17 protein-coding genes are annotated in these 17836 nt (G+C 69.6%); 8 read left to right on the top strand and 9 right to left on the bottom strand.

What is annotated here, in order from left to right; translation table 11 throughout:
- Positions 1 to 5 precede the first annotated feature (5 nt).
- Complete coding sequence (locus HUA76_RS01630) at positions 6 to 1274, bottom strand: hypothetical protein (protein WP_174459796.1); 1269 nt, start codon at positions 1272 to 1274, stop codon at positions 6 to 8.
- A gap of 65 nt (positions 1275 to 1339) precedes the next feature.
- Positions 1340 to 2812: a cobyric acid synthase gene (locus HUA76_RS01625; protein ID WP_174459795.1), complete on the bottom strand. Its 1473-nt coding sequence runs from the start codon at positions 2810 to 2812 to the stop codon at positions 1340 to 1342.
- A gap of 62 nt (positions 2813 to 2874) precedes the next feature.
- Here HUA76_RS01625 and HUA76_RS01620 point away from each other — a divergent pair, with 62 nt between their 5' ends.
- The 3 genes from HUA76_RS01620 to HUA76_RS01610 are packed head-to-tail and all read left to right on the top strand — an operon-like array spanning position 2875 to position 5470.
- Complete coding sequence (locus HUA76_RS01620) at positions 2875 to 3741, top strand: ABC transporter substrate-binding protein (protein ID WP_174454469.1); 867 nt, start codon at positions 2875 to 2877, stop codon at positions 3739 to 3741.
- Positions 3738 to 4532, top strand: a complete 795-nt coding sequence (locus HUA76_RS01615; protein ID WP_141643462.1) for an ABC transporter ATP-binding protein — start codon at positions 3738 to 3740, stop codon at positions 4530 to 4532. Before HUA76_RS01620 ends, HUA76_RS01615 begins: the two co-directional genes overlap by 4 nt.
- Positions 4529 to 5470, top strand: a complete 942-nt coding sequence (locus HUA76_RS01610; RefSeq protein WP_141643463.1) for an iron ABC transporter permease — start codon at positions 4529 to 4531, stop codon at positions 5468 to 5470. Before HUA76_RS01615 ends, HUA76_RS01610 begins: the two co-directional genes overlap by 4 nt.
- A 5-nt stretch (positions 5471 to 5475) precedes the next feature.
- Here HUA76_RS01610 and HUA76_RS01605 read toward each other — a convergent pair whose 3' ends face one another.
- The 4 genes from HUA76_RS01605 to cobT form a co-directional block, all read right to left on the bottom strand.
- Positions 5476 to 6735: a cytochrome P450 gene (locus HUA76_RS01605; RefSeq protein ID WP_174459794.1), complete on the bottom strand. Its 1260-nt coding sequence runs from the start codon at positions 6733 to 6735 to the stop codon at positions 5476 to 5478.
- A gap of 132 nt (positions 6736 to 6867) precedes the next feature.
- The gene (locus HUA76_RS01600) at positions 6868 to 7488 is read right to left on the bottom strand and encodes a histidine phosphatase family protein (RefSeq protein ID WP_174454472.1); all 621 of its coding nucleotides are present in this window, start codon (positions 7486 to 7488) and stop codon (positions 6868 to 6870) included.
- A gap of 33 nt (positions 7489 to 7521) precedes the next feature.
- Positions 7522 to 8262, bottom strand: coding sequence for an adenosylcobinamide-GDP ribazoletransferase (cobS, locus tag HUA76_RS01595; RefSeq protein WP_174454473.1), 741 nt, complete (start codon positions 8260 to 8262; stop codon positions 7522 to 7524).
- A 51-nt stretch (positions 8263 to 8313) separates the two neighbouring features.
- Positions 8314 to 9375, bottom strand: coding sequence for a nicotinate-nucleotide--dimethylbenzimidazole phosphoribosyltransferase (gene cobT, locus HUA76_RS01590; RefSeq protein ID WP_174454474.1), 1062 nt, complete (start codon positions 9373 to 9375; stop codon positions 8314 to 8316).
- Positions 9376 to 9722: 347 nt separating this feature from the next.
- On the opposite strand from cobT, the gene HUA76_RS01585 reads away from it, so the two are divergent.
- Positions 9723 to 10916: a D-Ala-D-Ala carboxypeptidase family metallohydrolase gene (locus tag HUA76_RS01585; RefSeq protein WP_174459793.1), complete on the top strand. Its 1194-nt coding sequence runs from the start codon at positions 9723 to 9725 to the stop codon at positions 10914 to 10916.
- A 12-nt stretch (positions 10917 to 10928) separates the two neighbouring features.
- The gene (locus tag HUA76_RS01580; RefSeq protein ID WP_174459792.1) at positions 10929 to 12023 is read left to right on the top strand and encodes a lipopolysaccharide assembly protein LapB; all 1095 of its coding nucleotides are present in this window, start codon (positions 10929 to 10931) and stop codon (positions 12021 to 12023) included.
- Here the strand turns inward: HUA76_RS01580 and HUA76_RS01575 are convergent.
- Both HUA76_RS01575 and HUA76_RS01570 read right to left on the bottom strand, forming a co-directional pair.
- The gene (locus HUA76_RS01575; protein ID WP_174459791.1) at positions 12014 to 12580 is read right to left on the bottom strand and encodes a metal-dependent hydrolase; all 567 of its coding nucleotides are present in this window, start codon (positions 12578 to 12580) and stop codon (positions 12014 to 12016) included. The genes HUA76_RS01580 and HUA76_RS01575 overlap by 10 nt on opposite strands.
- Positions 12581 to 12618: 38 nt before the next feature.
- Positions 12619 to 12852, bottom strand: a complete 234-nt coding sequence (locus HUA76_RS01570; RefSeq protein ID WP_174454476.1) for a hypothetical protein — start codon at positions 12850 to 12852, stop codon at positions 12619 to 12621.
- A 165-nt stretch (positions 12853 to 13017) separates the two neighbouring features.
- Between HUA76_RS01570 and HUA76_RS01565 the strand changes: the two genes are divergently transcribed.
- The 3 genes from HUA76_RS01565 (at position 13018) to HUA76_RS01555 (ending at position 16441) form a co-directional block, all read left to right on the top strand.
- A complete protein-coding gene (locus tag HUA76_RS01565) occupies positions 13018 to 13542 on the top strand; it encodes a MarR family winged helix-turn-helix transcriptional regulator (protein ID WP_141643472.1) in 525 nt (174 codons plus the stop codon).
- A gap of 107 nt (positions 13543 to 13649) precedes the next feature.
- A complete protein-coding gene (locus tag HUA76_RS01560) occupies positions 13650 to 14897 on the top strand; it encodes an HlyD family secretion protein (RefSeq protein WP_174459790.1) in 1248 nt (415 codons plus the stop codon).
- A gap of 2 nt (positions 14898 to 14899) precedes the next feature.
- Positions 14900 to 16441, top strand: coding sequence for a DHA2 family efflux MFS transporter permease subunit (locus HUA76_RS01555; protein WP_141643474.1), 1542 nt, complete (start codon positions 14900 to 14902; stop codon positions 16439 to 16441).
- 114 nt (positions 16442 to 16555) lie between these two features.
- Here the strand turns inward: HUA76_RS01555 and HUA76_RS01550 are convergent, their stop codons facing one another.
- Positions 16556 to 17596: a polysaccharide lyase gene (locus HUA76_RS01550; RefSeq protein ID WP_174454478.1), complete on the bottom strand. Its 1041-nt coding sequence runs from the start codon at positions 17594 to 17596 to the stop codon at positions 16556 to 16558.
- Between the last annotated feature and the right edge of the window lie 240 nt (positions 17597 to 17836).

Here is a 17836-nt window from a genome sequence, read left to right as displayed (position 1 = left end):
GTGCCTCAGTTCGCCGGGGCGGGCTCGGGCCTCAAGGAAGGAGCCTGGGGCGGAGCCACCTTGGGGGCCGCCTGCTTGCGAGGCGCGGGAGCGGCGGGCGCGGGCGCGGCGACGTTGAAGAGGTTGACGAGCACGCCCACGGCCGCGAGCTGGGACGTGGTCGGGTTGTAGTCAATGGCCTCGCCGATGGGGAAGTCCACGGAGCTGGAGGCCTGGACCTGGAGCTGGCCGTCGGGGGTGACGAGGACGGTCCACAAGAGGCCCTCCTGCGTGGTGGCGAAGACATACGGCTGGCCGCCGACGCGGGCCATGGCGGCGCGGAACGCGAAGGACTGGGGCAGGGCCAGGTTCTGCTTCAGGTCCACGGAGCCCTGGGATTGGAACTCGGCGGGGCGGACGCGGAAGAGCCACGTGTTCTTGTCCGCCGGGCCCACGGAGCAGGCCACGGCGACCAGGTGGTCATCGAGGATGGCCAGGCCGTTGATGCCGCGCTGGGCGGCCGGGTTGTAGCGCTTGCGGGCGAGCACGTTGCCCTGGGGGAGCTGGAGCATCACCAGGTCTCCGTCCTCGGCGCCGGTGATGACGATGCCGTCGCGCCACGCGACGATGTCGCGCACGTTCCAGAGCTGGAAGGGGCTGGGGATGGGGTCGGGAGAGCGGACGTTGAGCTTCTTCAGCACCGCGAGCTGGCGGCCGTTGCGCGAGACGTTCCAGATGAGGACGAAGCCATTCTCATGGCCCGTCACCAGATACTCGCGATTCGCGTGGACGACGAAGACGCCGCTGTTGGCGGTGCCCACGTCCGCGTCGTAGGCGAAGTTCTCGAAGCGGAACGCGCGAGGGAGCCTGTCCAGGTGCGCGGGCTCCGCGTCCTCTTGCAGCGCGGTATCCCGCTCGCGCCAGAGGGTGATGGTGGTGCTGTCATTGGAGGTGACGAAGGTCCGCTCGTCGCGGACGGCCATCATCTCCACGCCCCGGTTGGCGGGGGTGCGCAGCACATCGGTGAGCATGGGTCCCCACTCGGTGGGGCCCGGAGGGCGGAAGAACGTCATGGAGCCATCCAGCCGTCCAACGATGAAACGGCCCGAGTCCAACCACTGCAACTGCTGGGTGTAGGGATACGTGGTGCCCACGGGTGTGAGCACCTGGGCGGCGAGGTTGCTGTCGGCGGTGCCGGCCTGGGCCTGTTCCTGGGCATGGGCGTCGTGCTGACAGGCCATGACAAAGAGCAGCACCAGTCGTGGCAGGACGCGAACGAATCCATCGAGCTTCATGTTGAGCCTCCTCCTACATGCGCTTCAGTCGGGAATCCCCAAGCGCCCCCCTCGGCAGGATGGAGTCAGGCAAACGTTGTCATGTGCTCGGCCAAGGCGGCTGCGAGGCGATTATAACTTTCCTCCCGACGGGTGTCATGGTTGCACAAGGGGGCTGTCAGGACTGGCAATCCCTTGCGCTGGCGCAACGTGTTGATGAATGCCCGACTGAGTCGGGGATTCTTGAACAGGTCATGGATGAACGTGCCAAAGATGGGCAGTCGCTCATGCACGGCGCCATCGACTCCGCCCGCATGGGCGTACAGCGGCCTCGCGCTCGCATACCTGACGAGTCCGGAGTGAATCTCATACCCTGACACCTCGCCCGCGCTCGCGAAGGGATTGTCGGGCGTCGGCGTGTAGTGACGATTGAAGACCGTCTTGCCAGGGAGGAACTCCACGTCGATGTCCAACAACCCCAGCCCCGTGGTGCTGCCGTGCTCGGACTCGCGGCGGCCCTCGTCGAGCAACTCGCGCCCCAGCATCTGAAAGCCCCCGCAGATGCCGACGATGGGCGTGGTGGTGCTCAAGTCCTGGAGCACCCGCTCGAAGCCGATGCGCCGCAGGTGGAGCAGGTCTCCCACCGTGTTCTTGGTGCCGGGAACGATGATGGCGTCCGGCGCGCCAAGCTGGTCCACGGAGCGCACGAAGCGCACGCGCACGTGGGGCTCCTCCTGGAGATAGTCGAAGTCTGTGCTGTTGGAGATGTGCGGCAGATAGAGCACCGCCACGTCGATTTCAGGCGCGCCGTGCATCCGGGGCTGGACGCGGTCCTCTTCCTCCAGCGCCAGGGAGAGGTAGGGCATCACCCCGACGACGGGCCGCTTCGCGTGGTGCTCGATGAAGTCGACGGCGGGCTGGAGGACCTGCCGGTCTCCTCGGAACTTGTTGATGATGAACCCGGCGATGCGCTCGCAGTCCTCGGGCGCCACCAGCTCCAGCACCCGCAGCGTGCCGAGCAGCTCCGCCGCGATGCCGCCCTTGTCGATGTCCACCGCCAGGTACACGCGCGCGTCCAGCCGATGGGCCACCTCCATGTTCACCACGTCGAACGGACGCAGGTTGGGCTCCGCGCAGCTCCCCGCGCCTTCCGCGATGACCAGGTCGTAGTGCCGCGTCAGGTGGTCGATGGACTCCTGGATGGCGGACAGCTTGAGCGCGCGGTGCGTGTCGGAGAGGAAGTACTCGCGCGCGTCGACGTCCTGGTGCGGCCGGCCGTGGATGATGAGCTGGCTGACGCTGTCCGACTTGGGCTTGAGCAGCAGCGGGTTCATGTGGACGATGGGCCGCTGCCTCGCCGCGAAGGACTGCACCGCCGTGGCCCGGGCGATTTCCTCGTTCTCCTCCGTGACGAAGGAGTTGAGGGACATGTTCTGCGACTTGAAGGGGGCCACGCGCAGCCCTTTGTTTGCGTACAGACGGCACAGGCCGGCGACCAGCGTGGTCTTCCCCACGTGGGAGCCCGTGCCTTGAATCATGAGGTGAGGGTGCTTCGGCATGGCGGGCCTCCTGGCGCGCGTGCACTATAAGGCGTCAACCTCTCACGGGTTCCCTGCTGCTCATGTCCGTCGCGCGCTCCCTCTCCCTGCTCGTCGTCTCCCTCACGCTCCTCGTCGGCTGCCAGCGCTCCGCGCCGGCTCCGGAGGCGGGGACGCGGCGAATCGTCTCGCTGTCTCCCGGAATCACGGAGACGCTCTACGCGCTGGGTGCGGGTGAGCAGGTGGTGGGCCTCTCCGACTGGGCCTCCTGGCCCTCCGAGACGGCATCCGTGCCCAAGGTGGGCTCCACGCTGTCGCCCAACTACGAGGCCATTGCCCGCCTCAAGCCCACCCTCATCATCGATGAGCAGGTGAAGCAGGCCCCCGCGGGCTCGCTGTCCGCGCTCGCCCCGGTGAAGGTGCTGCCCTGGCTCTCCGTCGACGATGTGGCGAACGGGATTCGCGAGCTGGGCCGCCAGACGGGGCGCGAGGACGCGGCCACGAAGCTCGCCCAGAAGGTGGAGACGACGCTGAAGCGCAAGCCCCCACCGGACGCGCCCCGGGTGCTGCTGGTGATTGGCGACCCGGAGGCCGCGCTCACCAGCATCTGGTACATCCGCAAGGGCTCGCTTCACGGTGCGGCCCTGGAAGCGGCGGGCGCGCGCAACGCCGTCGCCGAGGACCCCGCGGGCCCGCCCAACGTCTCCGTCGAGCAACTCATGACGTTGGACCCGGACATCATCCTGGTGCTGGTGGAGGGTCCCCGCCTGACGCCGGAAGAGGAGGCGCGACAGCTCGCCCCGTGGAAGCAACTGACGGTGCTGCGCGCGGTGAAGCAGGGGCGGGTGAAGCTGGTCGCGGGCCCGGGCGTGCAGTCCACCGGCCCTCGCATCCTGGACGTGGTGGAGCAGCTCCAGGCCGCGCTGCGCTTCGACACGAAGACCCCATGACGTCTCTTCTGGAGGTCTCCGGGGCGACGGTGCGCAAGGGCGAGCGGGCGTTGCTGGAGGATGTGTCCCTCCGCGTCGCACCGGGAGATTTCGTCGCCGTGGTGGGACCCAATGGCGCGGGCAAGACGACGCTGATGCGCGTGGCGCTCGGCCTTCAGCGCCCCGACGCGGGTCGCGTCACCGTGAATGGACGCGACGTGGGAGCCCTCTCCCCCCGGGAGCGCGCCGCGTTCCTCGCGTGGCTGCCCCAGCGCGTCCAGGTGTCCGAGCCCATCACCGCGCTGGAGCACGTGGCCGCCGCGCGCTACCGCTTCAAGGAGTCCCACCGTCGCTCGGAGGAATCCGCGCTCGTGGCGCTCGCCCGCGTGCAGGCGGAAGCCCTCGCCTCGCGGCCCATCACCGAGCTGTCCGGCGGAGAGCAGCAGCGCGTCGCGGTGGCGGCGCTGCTCGCGCAGGAAGCGCCCCTGGTGTTGCTGGACGAACCCGCCAACTTCCTGGACCCGGCCCAGCAGTTGGAGCTGTATGCGCTCGTGGGGCAGATGTGGCGCTCGGGGCTGGGCGTGCTGTGCATCACCCATGACATCAACGTGCTCGCCCATGCGATGCGCGCGGGCAGCGAGGGACGGATTCGGGTGCTGGGCTTGTCGAAGGGCCGCGTCGCCTTCGAATCGCACTACGACGCTCCGGACCTGGGTGAACACCTGGGCCGGGTGTTCTCCGTGCGGATGCGAGGCGTCGAAGTCGAGAACCGCCGGGTCTTCGTGGGCATGTCCCTGGAGCGTGGGGAATGAGGACGCGACTGGTGGTGATGCTGGCGGTGTGCGCGCTCGTGGTCGCCGTGGCGCCCTTCGTCGGGCCGCCCATGCCTCCGGACGCGCGCGACTTCATCCTCTGGCAGTTGCGCATCCCCCGGACGTTGATGGCGCTGGTGGTGGGAGGCACGCTGTCGCTGGTGGGCGCGGTGTATCAGTCCCTCTTCTCCAACCCGCTCGCCGCGCCGAGCACCATTGGCACCACGGCCGGCGCCACGCTGGGCGCGCTGGTGGCCATCGTCCTGGGCGCGCGCACCGCGCTGTGGGGCCTGCCGCTCATCACCGGCGCTGCCTTCGCGGGCGCGCTGGGGGTCAGCCTGCTGGTGGCCGCCATCGCGGCGGGGCGCAACGTGCGGATGAATGACCTGGTCCTCGCGGGCATCGCCTTCTCCATGGCGGCGGGCGCCATCTCCACGGGCGTGCAGTTCTCCGCGGACTCCGCCGAACTGCTCACGGCCATGCGGTGGACCATGGGCCACCTGCCGCAGGTGGGCTATCAGAACATCGTGATGTTGTTGCCCATTGCCGCGGTGTCGGTGGTGGGCCTGCTGACGCTCACGCGGGCGCTGGAGGTGTTCATCTCCGGTGAGGAGCACGCCGAATCGCAGGGCGTCAACGTGCGCGCGGTCCGCATGGCCTCCATCGGCCTGGGGGCGCTGGGCGTGGCGGGCTGTGTCGCGTGGTGCGGTCCCATCGCCTTCGTGGAACTCATCGTCCCCCACATCGTCCGGCGGGTGCTGGGGGTGAGTCGGCGCGTGCTGCTTCCGTGCTCGGTGGTGGTGGGCGCCAGCTTCCTCGTGCTCTGCGACGCGGTGGCCCGCATCATCCTTCCAGGCAGGGAGACTCCCGTGGGCCTGGTGACGGCGGCCCTGGGCACGCCGCTCCTCATCTACCTGGTGGCGCGCAAGTCGTCCTGAGTCGCTCAGCCCTGGCAGGGCAGTGAGGTGAGGCCTCGGAACACGGCGGTGTCGCGCCGCTTCCACGCGCCGGGTACCAGTCGCAGTCCAGGCAGGTCCCTGGCCAGCATGCCCAGCGCGCCCTGGGCCTCCATGCGCGCGAGCGCCGCACCGATGCACTGGTGGATGCCGTGGCCGAAGGCGATGTGCTGGAGGTCCGGGCGTTGGATGTCGAGCGTGTCGGGTTTCTCGAAGCGCCTCGGGTCCCGATTGGCCGCGCCCAGCAACACCCAGGCCCACTCACCCGCGCGCACGGCGGCGCCGCCCACCTCCACGTCCTCTTGCGCCATGCGGGAGCAGAGTTGCAGGGGCGTGTCGAAGCGCAGCAGTTCCTCCACGGCTCCCTTGAGGCGCGAGGGCTGGGCACACAGCGCCTCCCACTGCGCGCGGTGCTCCATCAGCGCGAGCACTCCGTTGCCGATGAGATTGACGGACGTGTCGTAGCCTCCGAAGAGCAGGAGCATGCAGGTGGGCAGCAGCTCCTCCTCGCTCAGCGCCTGCTCGTCCTCCTGCGCGGCCACCAGCAGCCCGAGGACATCGCCGCGACGCGACTGCCTGCGCCGGGTGACGGAGGCCTGGAGGCTCTGGCTCACCTCGCGGGTGGCGGCGCTGGCGGCCTCTCTCACGGCCAGCGGCGCGGAGGCGTCTCCACAGCGCGCGAGCGCGAGCGCCCAGCGCTGGTACAGGTCCGAGTCCAGCTCGTCGGCGCCCACGAGCCAGCGCAGCGTCGTCCGGGCCAGCGGCGCGGCCAGGTCCGCGATGATGTCCAGCTCTCCTTTCTGCCGCGCGCGGAAGAGGAGCGCCTCCACCGTGGCCTGGACGTGCAGGGACAGTTCCTTCATGCGTGGACCCAGCGCGCGCTTCGTCACGGCGCGCAGGCGCGTGTGGTCCGGCGGGTCCATCAACAGGAACCACTGACGGTGCATGGCGGACAGCGCCGCGAGCGCCTCCGGAGGCGAAGGGAAGTCCTCGGGGCGGCTCTCCCTGGCGCCCGTGATGTTCCGGCTGAAGCGCGGATGGGAGAGCACCTCCACGCAGTCCGCGTGGCGGGAGAACAGCCACAACCGGAGTTCGGGGTTCCAGCAGGCGGGCCGCTGGAGGAGTTGCTCATAGACGGCGTAGGGATTGCCCCGTGACTCGGCTGAGAAGGGATTGAGGCAGTGCGTCTCACGGGCCCCGGGGGCGCTGGGAGGCCTGTCGGCTTCGCCTCGCGGGTCGCTCTCCATGGGACGGGTCCCCCGTGCGGCGGATGGACGATGTGAGAAAGACAGACACAGCGCCGCGCCGTGAATCGCAAAGGCTACGCCTCGCGGACAAAACCGGTCAAGCCGAGGGCCCCGGGGGGCTGGCCCGCTGTGTCACGGCGCCGCGTTCGTCAACTTCACCACGGGCTCATCGCCATAGAAGTCGATGACATTCACGGCGGCGTGGACCTGGTCCAGGCGGAACAGATGTTTGTCCGCCATGCCCAGCGACTCGGCGAGGAGGGTGCGGTTGACGCCTCCATGCGACACCAGGGCGAAGCACTGTCCGACATGTCGCGCGCGCAGGGCTCGGCCCCCCGCACGGACGCGCTCGCGCATCTCCGAGAAGGTCTCTCCTTCTGGAAACCGCACCCGCTCGGGGTGCGCCATCCATTCCGCGTACACCTCCGGAAACTGGCGCTCGGCCTCCTCGTAGGTGAGGCCCTCGAAGAGTCCGAAGTCGATTTCGCGGAAGGCCTCCTCCACGCGGATGTCCAGGCCCCGTCCCTCCGCCACGCGCTTCGCGGTATCGAGGGCTCGGCGGCGAGGACTCGAGTAGAGGCCCTGGAGGTCCGCGCTGGCCAGCAGGGTCGCGGCACGCTCCGCCTGGGCATGCCCCTCCGGCGCGAGGCCCACGTCGAGCCGTCCGTAGCAACGGCCCTTCATCTCCTCGGAGGGCTTGCCGTGCCGCAGCAGAATCATGCGCGTCACGCCGCTCGGTATTCGCCAGTCCATGCCGCGTCCGTTCCCTATGCTCGCTTCACCACTTCAGCCGAGTGCCAGCGCGAGCACGAGCACCAGCGCCTCGCAGACCTCGGTGTTGGCTCCCATGGTATCGCCGGTGATGCCATCGATTTTCTTCCGGCACCAGAGGCCCTGGAGCGCGGATACGACGGCCACCATCACCAGGGCCACGCCCCCTCGCCAGCCCATCAGGCCCAGCGCGAAGCCGAGCGCCAGCACCGTGGCGCCGATGACTTCGACGCGGCCCACATAGTCGGTGATGGCCATGCCGATGCCCCCGCTTCGCCGCGCATAGGGAAGCAGCCAGCCTTGAGGGACGGAGCCCCAGCGGCCCAGCGCCAGCGCCACGACCAGCGCGGCGTCCGCCTGCCCGCGCTCCAGCAGCGCCGCCAGGGCGGTGGCCTTGAGTCCCACGGTCAGCAACAGCGCGACACCTCCATAGGCGCCAATGACGTGGTCTCTCATGATGCGCAGCACGTCCTCCTTGGTGCGCCCGCCGCCGAAGCCGTCCGCCATGTCCGCCAGCCCGTCCAGGTGCAGAGCGCCGGTGAGCAGCGCGTAGACGGCGAGCAGCAGATACGCCGTCACCATCGACGGCAGCAGGGGGTAGAGCGCGAAGCGCACGCCGACGAGCAGGGCGGCGAGCAGGGCGCCCACCAGGGGGAAGCACAGCGTCGCGCGGCCCACGTCGGCGGCATCGAAGGTGGCCGCCCCGGGGACGGGGATGCGACTGAGGAAGGCGATGCCGGCGAGGAGTCGCTTCATGGGGGCTCGGGTGTCGCGACTCCTGCCACGTTTCGGCCGGAGGAGCGAGCCTCAGCGCCGGCTCTTCTCCGCGACGCCCGCCGAGGCGAACGTCGCCATCTCGTGCAGGATGTGCATGCTGCTGTCCATCAGCCCCATCGCGAGCACGGCGCCCGTGCCCTCGCCCAGGCGCAGGCCCAGGTCGAGCAGGGGCCGCAGGCGCAGGGCCTCCAGCACCCGGCGGTGGCCCGCCTCGCGCGACATGTGACTGGCGAGCAGGAAGGGCATCACCTTGGGACACAGTCGTGCGGCCACCAGCCCGGCGACCGAGGAGATGAAACCATCCAGCATGACGGGCACCCGCCGCGAGGCCGCGCCCAGCGCCGCGCCGGCCAGGCCCGCGATTTCAAAGCCGCCCACCTTGGCGAGCACGTCCAGCGGGTCCGCCGCGTCCGGCTTGTTCACCGCGAGCGCGCGGCGCACCACCTCCACCTTGCGCGTGAGGCCCGCGTCGTCCACGCCCGTACCTCGCCCGGTGGCCATGTCCGGTGACACGCCCGCGAGCACGCACGTGAGCGCCGCCGACGCGGTGGTGTTGCCAATGCCCATGTCGCCCAGGCCCAGCAGCGTCACGCCCGAGTCCGCCAGTTCCAACGCCAGGAGCGCGCCCACGCTCAGGGCCTCCTCGGCCGTCTTGCGCGACATGGCCGGCCCTCGGGCCAGGTTGGCCGTACCGGGGCCCTGGCTGTGCATGCGCACGCCCTCCAGTCCCTCCACGGGAACGCGCACGCCCATGTCGACGACCTCCACGCGCACGCCGTGCTGTCGGGCCAGCACGTTGATGGCGGCGCCACCTCGGGCGAAGTTGGCCACCATCTGCGCGGTGACCTCCGCGGGGTAGGCGCTCACGCCTTCCTCCGTCACGCCGTGGTCCGCCGCCATCACCACCAGCCCCTTGCGCGGCATCGCGGGCGCGGGCTCACCGCGCAGCGTGGCCCACTGACACGCCAGCTCCTCCAGGCGGCCCAGGCTTCCCTGGGGCTTCGTCTTCATGTCCAGCAGGCCCTGGCACTGGCTCCCTGCCTCGGCATCAGGTTCGGGAATCCTGGCGAGCACGTCACGGTACGCAGGCATGGGGCCCCCTTCGAGGGAAACCCCTTCAAGCTAGGCGTGCGCGGTGCCGCGAGGCAATGGTCGCGGGCCGGTCCGAGGGCGCGGTGCTGCATGGTGGTGGACACAACCCCGCACGCGCGTCCTGTCGTGGAGGCCACGGGCGGTGTGCCTTCGAGGGCTGGGAGGCCATGCGACGAGGGGTGCCCTTCGAGGCGGGCGCATCGTCGAGCAGTGAGGGATTGGATTCCGGCGCGTCGGGTCAGTGACAGCGCTGAGGCGTGTGTCCCTGGCACGCGGCGCGGCGCGGGTGAAAGTGCGCGGGCCGCTGTACGGCTGTCCCGAGCTCAGGGCGGCGGGGGGAGGCGCTCATGAACAGGAAGGCACGGTGGTGGGGGCTGGCGCTGGTGGCGCTCGTCGCGAGCTGCAAGTGCGGGAGCGAGTCGGACCCGACGGGCACGGGGGGCAGTGGAGAGCCTCCGCCCCTGGTGGAAGTCACCACGCCGGAAGGGGGTGAGCCGGTGTCGCTGGCCATCATCGAGGCCTTCACTCGCCGCGAGGGAACGCCTCCACGCACGTCGTTCGTGACGAGCGAGGAGCTGGTGGTCCGCGCGCGCGTCACGGGCGGCGAGGCGGGGTTGGTGGACCGCATCAAGTGGACGGTGACGCCGGTGGGCACGCGCACCGGGCCCGCGGAGCCCGCCACGGCGACAGGCGCCGAGCTGACGTTCCGAGGCAAGTCCGCGCAGTCGGTGGCGGGCAGTCGGGACCCCAACCCTCCGCTCGAGTACGAGGTGTTGGGCGTGCTCGACCTGGAGGATGGCCGCGGGCTGGAGGTGAAGCTGCCTCCGTCCTCGTTCCTCCGCCAGGACGAGACGGACACGCTGAGACAGGAGTACGTGGATTACGACACGGACTTCCAGCCGACGCTGGCCAACATCCGCGTGCCGGGCAACACGACGCTCAACCGGGGCAACTACACGCTCGTCGCCGAGGAGACGCCGGGCGACCTGGACAAGCTGCTCCAGGACGTGGACGCCGAGCTGAACAAGCTCCTCAAGGATGATGTGCAGGTGGTGCCGGTGGGCACGGTGACGAGGAGCCCCGCGACGGTGGTCGTATCGTCCGGGGGGTCGGTGCTGATGCTCGGGCCCCTGGGAGACACCACGCCGAGCGGCGATGACGTGTGCGCGGGACTCCGGGTGGGCGGCCTGTGCGCGGGGCCCATCCTCGCCGGGCCGAACCGGCGGGCCGACACCACCGCGAACAACCGCGTCGCGACGGTGAGCGTGGAGCCCTTCATCACCAGCGCGTTCCGCAATCCCCAGCGCAACCGGTTCATCGGCTCGGGCTCCATCAACAGCCGTCACACCCGGGGACGCGCGCTCGACATCGACCCGCGCTCCATGGTGGTGCCAGGCAGGGACGCGCGGCAGCTCATGTGTCTGGTGGAACTCGCGGGCATCCGGGTGGTGGGCGAGGAAGACAGCTTCACGGAGAACGGGCCGGTGACGTTCCTCGACTGCAATGACCCGGCGGCGGACCACGTCCACATCCAGCGGTAGCAAGGAGGGCAGATGAGCGCGAAGGTTCTACTCGTCGCGGTGTGGGGGGTGCTCACGCCCGTGTTGGCACAAGTCCCGTCGTCCGCGGCGCCCAAGCCCTCGGTGGCGACGCCCGCCACGCTGTCACCCACGGCGAAGGAGGGCATCCGGTTGGCGCAGCGGGACTGTCCCTCGGATGGCTTCGACAAGGCGCGCTGCGCGAGGGCCATCGCCCTGCTGGAGGAAGCGGCGAACGAGAACCCGAACCAGCAGGACGTGCAGCTCGCGTTGGCGCAGGCGTACTGGAACACGTCGTTTCGCGAGTCACCGCAGGGGCGCTCCCGGGGGGACTTGCGGCAGCGCTCGCTGGACATCTACCAGCGGCAGGTGGAGCTGGGCTCGAAGGATGCCAGGCCCTACTGGGAGCTGAGCCTTCGACAGAAGGACGAGGCGCAGCGACTGCCGCTGTTGCGACGCACGGTGGAGCTCAACCCGGTCCATCCGCAGGCCAACCGGGAGCTGGCGCGCACGGAGCTGTCGGTGGGGGAGGTGGACGCGGCGGTGCTCAGCTACCAGAAGCACCTGGAGGTGAGCCCCTATCGCGACTCGAGTGATGCGCTCGCGCACCTGGACTTCGCGAAGCAGTTGGAGGGCGCGGGACGCCCGAAGGACGCGGCCCAGGTGACCGAGCGGGTGTCGACGCTCATGCAAGGCGAGCGTCGTGCCACGCGCTGCGAGGTCTGGCGGTCCGCGGACCCGAAGCTGTACGCGCAGAAGGCGGAGCTGTCGAAGAAGGTGAAGGAGCTGCTCCCCTACTGCACGGAGACCGCGTCACTCGAGCAGGCGGCGGAGCTGGAGCGCCAGGGGCGGGTCGACGAGGCGATTGTCGCCGCGAAGCGACAACTGGAAGAGAACCCGAAGCCCGAAGCGACCCACGTCATGCTGGAGCGCCTCTATCAGAGCAAGGGCGAGCCGGCGCAGGCCGCGCAGGTGGCCACGCAGACCCTGGAGCAGGAGCCCGATGCGAAGGAGAAGTGCGAGCGCTTCCGCGAGCTCGCGCCCACCACCGTGCGGGCCATGCCGCAGGACCAGGTGGAGGCGCTGCGGCGCGACTGCCATCAGCCGTGAGGGCCACGTCGCTCGGCGCTCCCGGGTGCGGGCGCCTCGCGCTCCCCGAGGAAGCGCCGCCGCAAGGTCTTCGTCACCTCCGCGTCCCAGCGCGGGGACAGCAACTCGACGAAGGTCCGCCGCCAGTGCAGCGCGCACGCGAAACACGCCAGCGTGGTGATGAGGCCGATGACGGCGTTCTGCCACGACGAGAGGTTCCACTGCCCCTGCCAGAACCACTCCCGGAAGCTGGTGGGCCAGTAGTAGTAGATGGGCCACCCCGGTCCGCTGCCCGCGAGGTCGCAGAGCAGGTGCAGGTGGAAGGTCCCCAACGCGAGCAGCCCCACGCGCAGCCGTTGTCGCGCCAGCCCCATGCACACCGCGGCGGTGAGGAGCGCCCCCACGTAGCCGTGGAACAGCACATGGTGATAGCGCACGTACAGCTCCTCGCCCCCCAGCAGCGTGAGCCCATCCAGGTCCGGGGCCAGGCCCGCGCAGGTGACCAGGATGCGGTCTCTTCGCTCGCGCAGCCCCTGCGCCGCCAGCCACGAGAACTCCGCATGGACGAGGGGATTCATGAAGCCCCGGAGCCTACGTCAGCCGCGCGTCCCCGCGCTCACGTGGGCACGGGCGAGCGACGGGGTGTGCCCAACAGCTCCAGCGTCCGCACCGCCACGTCCGCCAGCGTGGCCGAGCACGGCTGGCAGCCTCCACCACAGCAGGGGGACCAGTCCCCCTCCGGGTCCCTGAGCAGGCCATACACGCAGCTGCGCAGGGAGTCCGGCAGCCCGGCCTCCTCGGAAGCACGGCGCAGCGCCTCCTGCACGGTGGGGTCCTTCACGTCGAGCACACCCCTTCATAACGGTGCGCGTGGCCCTTGGGGATTCGCCTTCACTCCCCGGGCAGGCGAGCAGCCCTGCCTGTCTCTTTCTGGCGCCCTCCCGCAGATTTCTATTGCGCCCACTAGTTAGGGGCCTTACGAGTTGGGGGCGGCATCTTTTCGCCGCGCATCGAGATGAGCGTGAGTCCTCCTCCCATCACCCGCTTCGAGCGGTTGCAGCGACTGGCGCGGCGCTTCCCGCAGCTCGACACGAGCGGCCTGGAGACGTGCATCACCCTGCTGCGCCTGTCGAACGATTTATCCGACGCCTACGACGCCAGCCTGGCGCGACACGGGCTGTCGAAGGGGCGCTTCACCGTGCTCGTCCGGCTGTTCTCCACCAGCGAGGCGGAGGACGGCCGAGGGCTCACGCCGGCGGAGCTGGCGGAGAACTCGTGTGTGAGCCGCGCCACCATGACGGGCCTGCTCGACACGCTGGAGAAGGACGGCCTCATCTCCCGGGAGGACCACCCGGAAGACCGCCGCATGTACACAGTGCACCTCACGCCGAAGGCCCGGCAACTGCTCGAAGGGATGCTCCCCGAGCACTACCGCCGCGTCGCCGCGCTCATGTCTCCGTTGAACGAGCAGGAACGCGTCACCCTGCGCGAGCTGCTGGCCAAGGTCTCCACCGGCATCCCGGCCTTCCGGGAGCCGTGAGCCACCCCCTGAACCCTTGATTCCCCTTTGCCGATTCGGCGGATGAGCCGCTGCGTCCAGATGGTTAGCCACCAAATCATCGACCCGCTGAACCTTTGAGAACCACCATGAGCACTGCTTCCCCCTCCCTGGATGTGCAGGACAACGATGTTCCGAAGAACCTCCCCACCGTCGTGAAGGAGCCCGCGGCGCCGCGCTCGCGAGCGAAGAAGGTGTTGCCCGCCCTCGTCGCGCTGGCGCTGGTGGGAGGTGGCGCCCGCTGGGTGCTGACGCGTGGCCACGAGTCCACGGATGACGCGCAGGTGGAAGGCCGCATCGCCAACGTGTCGCCGCGCGTCTCCGGCATGGTCGCCAAGGTGCGGGTGAGCGACAACCAGGCGGTGAAGGCCGGCGACGTCCTCGTCGAGCTGGACTCCACGGACCTGGACGCGAAGCTGGAGGTGGCCCGCGCGGACGTGCTGAGCGCGGAGGCCCAGGCGTCCAACGCCCAGTCGCAGCTGGCGCTCACGGAGGTCAATGCCGGCGCCAACCTGCGCCAGGCGCGCGGCGGTGTGGTGCAGGCGAACAGCGGCATCAGCTCGTCCAAGGCGGCGCTGGACCAGTCGCACGCGGACGTGGCGGCGGCCGAGGCCCGCTTCAAGCTGGCGGACGCGGACATGACGCGCGTGAAGACGCTGAAGGCGGAGGGCGCGGTGACGCAGGCGGACCTGGACGCGCGGCAGTCCGCGTATGACCAGGCGAAGGCGTTGCTGGACGTGGCGCGCGCGCGGCTGACCTCCACGCAGGCGGGGGTGCAGGGCTCCTCCGGTGGGCTGGAGACGGCGCAGGGGAAGCTGGCCGCCGCGGAGACGGGGCCGGTGCAGGTGCAGGCGGCGCAGGCGGCGGTGAAGCTGTCCGACGCGAAGCTCAAGCAGGCCCAGGCGGCGCTGCATCTGGCGGAGCTGGCCGTCTCCTACACGAAGGTGCGCGCGCCGGTGGACGGCGTGGTGAGCCGTCGCACGGTGGAGGTGGGGCAGATGGTGGGCCCGGAGCGTCCGCTGATGGCGGTGGTGCCGCAGGACGACGTGTGGGTGGTGGCCAACTTCAAGGAGGACCAGGTGGGCGAGATGAAGGCGGGCCAGCCGGTGGAGGTGGAGGTGGATGCCTTTGGGAGCCACGCCTTCAAGGGCCATGTGGACAGCCTGGCCGGCGCCAGCGGCGCGCGCTTCGCGCTGTTGCCTCCGGACAACGCGTCCGGCAACTTCGTGAAGGTGGTGCAGCGCATCCCCGTGCTCATCCGCTTCGACGGTGAGTCGCAGGTGGCGCTCAAGCCGGGCATGAGCGCCGTCGTCACCGTGGACACGAGGAGCAACTAGTCGTGAAGGGCGACGTCATCACCGGCTCCAAGGCCGGCATCACCATCGCCGCCATGGCCGCGGCGCTGATGTCCGTGCTGGACATCTCCATCGTCAACGTCGCGCTCAGCGACATCCGCGCGAGCTTCGGCACGCCGTTGGACCAGATTGCCTGGGTGTCCACCGGCTACATGATGGCGAACGTGGTGGTCATCCCGATGACGGGCTGGCTCCAGCGGCGCTTTGGTTTCCGGCGCTACTTCACCGCGTCCATCCTCATCTTCACCGCGGCCAGCGTGCTGTGTGGCCTCGCGTGGGACCTGCCGTCGCTGGTGGCCTTCCGCATCCTCCAGGGCATGGGGGGTGGCGCCATCATCCCCACGTCGCAGGCCATCCTCTTCGCGCGCTATCCACAGAAGGAGCACGGCATGGCCGGCGCGCTCTTCGGCCTGGGCGCGGTGACAGGGCCGCTCCTGGGGCCCACGGTGGGCGGCATGCTCATCGAGGTGGCGAGCTGGCACTGGATATTCCTCATCAACCTGCCGGTGGGCCTGTTCGCCGCGTTCATGGCGTGGCGTCACATCAAGCAGGAGGACTTCGCGCCCTCCACGGCCCGCGTGGACCGGTGGGGAATCGCCCTGCTCGCGGTGGGCATGGCGGCGCTCCAGTTCGTGCTGGAGGAGGGCACGCGCGAGGACTGGTTCGACAGCATGAAAATCACCGTGCTCGCCGTGGTGGCGGGCGTGGCGCTCATCACCTTCATCGTCCACCAGTTGGAGACACCCGAGCCGGTGGTGGATTTGAGGGTGTTCGCCAACCGCTCCTATGCGGCGGCCACGGGGGTGAACTTCCTCGTCGGGACGGCGCTGTTCGGAGGCTCGTTCCTCTTCAGCCTCTTCTGCGGCACGGTGATGCACTACTCGGCGCTCGACATCGGCCTGGTGTTCCTCAAGGGCAGCTTCATCCAGGTGCTGTTGATGCCGCTCATCGGCAAGTTCGGCGGCAAGCTGGACGGGCGGTGGCTGGTGGGCCTGGGCATCGTCGGCATGTGCTTCTCGCTGTGGACCAACGGCCACTTGAGCAGCACGGCGGACGAGGCGGCGCTGATTACACCCGTCTTCATCCGCGCCTGCTCCATGGGCTTCATCTTCGTGCCGCTGTCGGTGATGGCGCTCAGCAATCTGCGTCCGGACCAGCGCGGCAACGCGGCGGGGCTCTTCAACCTGACGCGCGAATTGGGAGGCTCCATCGGCACCGCGTGGATGAGCAGCGCGCTCAACCGGCTGACGAAGGTGAACACCACGGCGCTCGCGTCGCACGTGGACCCGTACAGCCAGGTGACCCAGGAGCAGCTCGCCGCCCTCAAGGCCACGGTGGCCGCGCGGGTGACGGACCCCCTGGCCGCCGCCTATGGCCTGTTCAGCCAGCGCATCAACATGCAGGCGCTGGTGCGGGCCTTCAACGCCAACTTCACCGTGCTCACCGCCATCTTCGCGTGCTCACTGGTGCTGGTGTTCCTCCTCCAGCGCGCCAATCCCGGCGTGAAGGTGGAGGGCGCTCACTGACGTCCGGGCGGCTCGCGCCGCGCACGCGCTGAAAACACAAAAGCGGGTCCGCTCTCGAGGAACGGACCCGCTTTCGTGTTTCCAGGCGGCGGAGAAGAGGTCCGCCGGTTCATCTCAGCGCCGGGGGGCGCGGACTTGCGCGGGCTTGCGACGACGGCTCAGCAGCGTGGCCATGGCCAAGAGCGCGGTGGCGGCGACGAACGGAGCGCCGCCCGTGGCCGACGCGCCACAGCCCTGCGCGCCGCTGTCGGACATCGGGTTGTGGGTGCCATCGCCAGGATTGTTCACCACGCCGACGTTCGGCGTGCCGGTGCCGGGCAGCGTGGGCACGGTGATGACCGGAGGCGGGGTGGGCGTCGGGGTGGGGGTGGGCGTGGGGTCCGGCGTCGGCGTGGGAGTCGGCTCCGGCACGGGCGTCGGCGTGGGAGTCGGCTCCGGCACCGGCGCGGGGGGAATCACGTCCTCGAGCGCGGTGCTCATGGTGAAACCATCGTGGTACACGCTCGCCTCGGGCTGGATGGTGTCCTCGCGGTACAGGCCGAGCTTCAGGTAGTTCATCTCGCTGCCGAACTGCGTGGCGCCCATCGTCTTCGGCAGCGCCAGCTTGCCGTTGTGCCAGAGCTGCACGAAGCCGACCTTCGCGTTGGAAGACCACTTCACCTGGAGCACGAAGTCGTGCCACGAGCCCCGGGAGAGCGGGCCCTGCCAGGGGATGGGACCTTCGGAGCCGCCCACGCGCAGGAACATCTGGTCGCCCTTCACGAAGAACTCCAGCGGGGGCGAGCCACAGCAGCCCTCCTGGTGCCACTGCGCGAAGACCTGCCACCCGTCCGACAGGGGGTAGTCCTTCGGGAACAGCGTGCTCCACTTGTAGAAGTACGTGGAGCCCGCCTTCTCCTCACTGATGTAGAGCAACTCGTTGCGATTGCCGCTGGCGCCGATGGGGTCATCGCCCTGGCGCACGGTGGCCTTCAGGGCATAGCGGCCTTCGCGCACCATGTCCGTCACCACTTGAAGACGGCTGTTGGAGACGCTCTGCGAGCGCGTCCACTGCGAAATGTTTCCGGTCTCGAAGTCGCCCTTCCACACCACCTCCGCGGAGGCGAGTGAGGGAACCAGCAACACCAGGGCGGCGAGTCGAAGGAATGCGGTCAAACGAGGTCCTTTCATTCCGGGTTGGCGCATGGGGACACCCGGCCGGGCGTGCTACTTCCCGCTCATGACTGGCTGCCAACCCCCAGGGGTGCGCGCCCTCGTCCGTTCGCCCGGTGGGGAGTGAAGCGGCACGGCGCTTTCGTGCTCGCTCGCCGGTTGCCGCATCGCGCAGTGATTCTGGGGGGATGGAGCGCCGCGTCGCGGGTGGGTGCGCGGGCCACCTCGCGTCGTGTCGTGCTC

The sequence above is a fragment of the Myxococcus sp. CA056 genome (assembly GCF_013336715.1).
Taxonomy (GTDB): domain Bacteria; phylum Myxococcota; class Myxococcia; order Myxococcales; family Myxococcaceae; genus Myxococcus; species Myxococcus llanfairpwllgwyngyllgogerychwyrndrobwllllantysiliogogogochensis.
The sequence above is the reverse complement of the archived record's forward strand: the minus strand, read 5'-3'. Positions and strand labels throughout refer to the sequence as shown.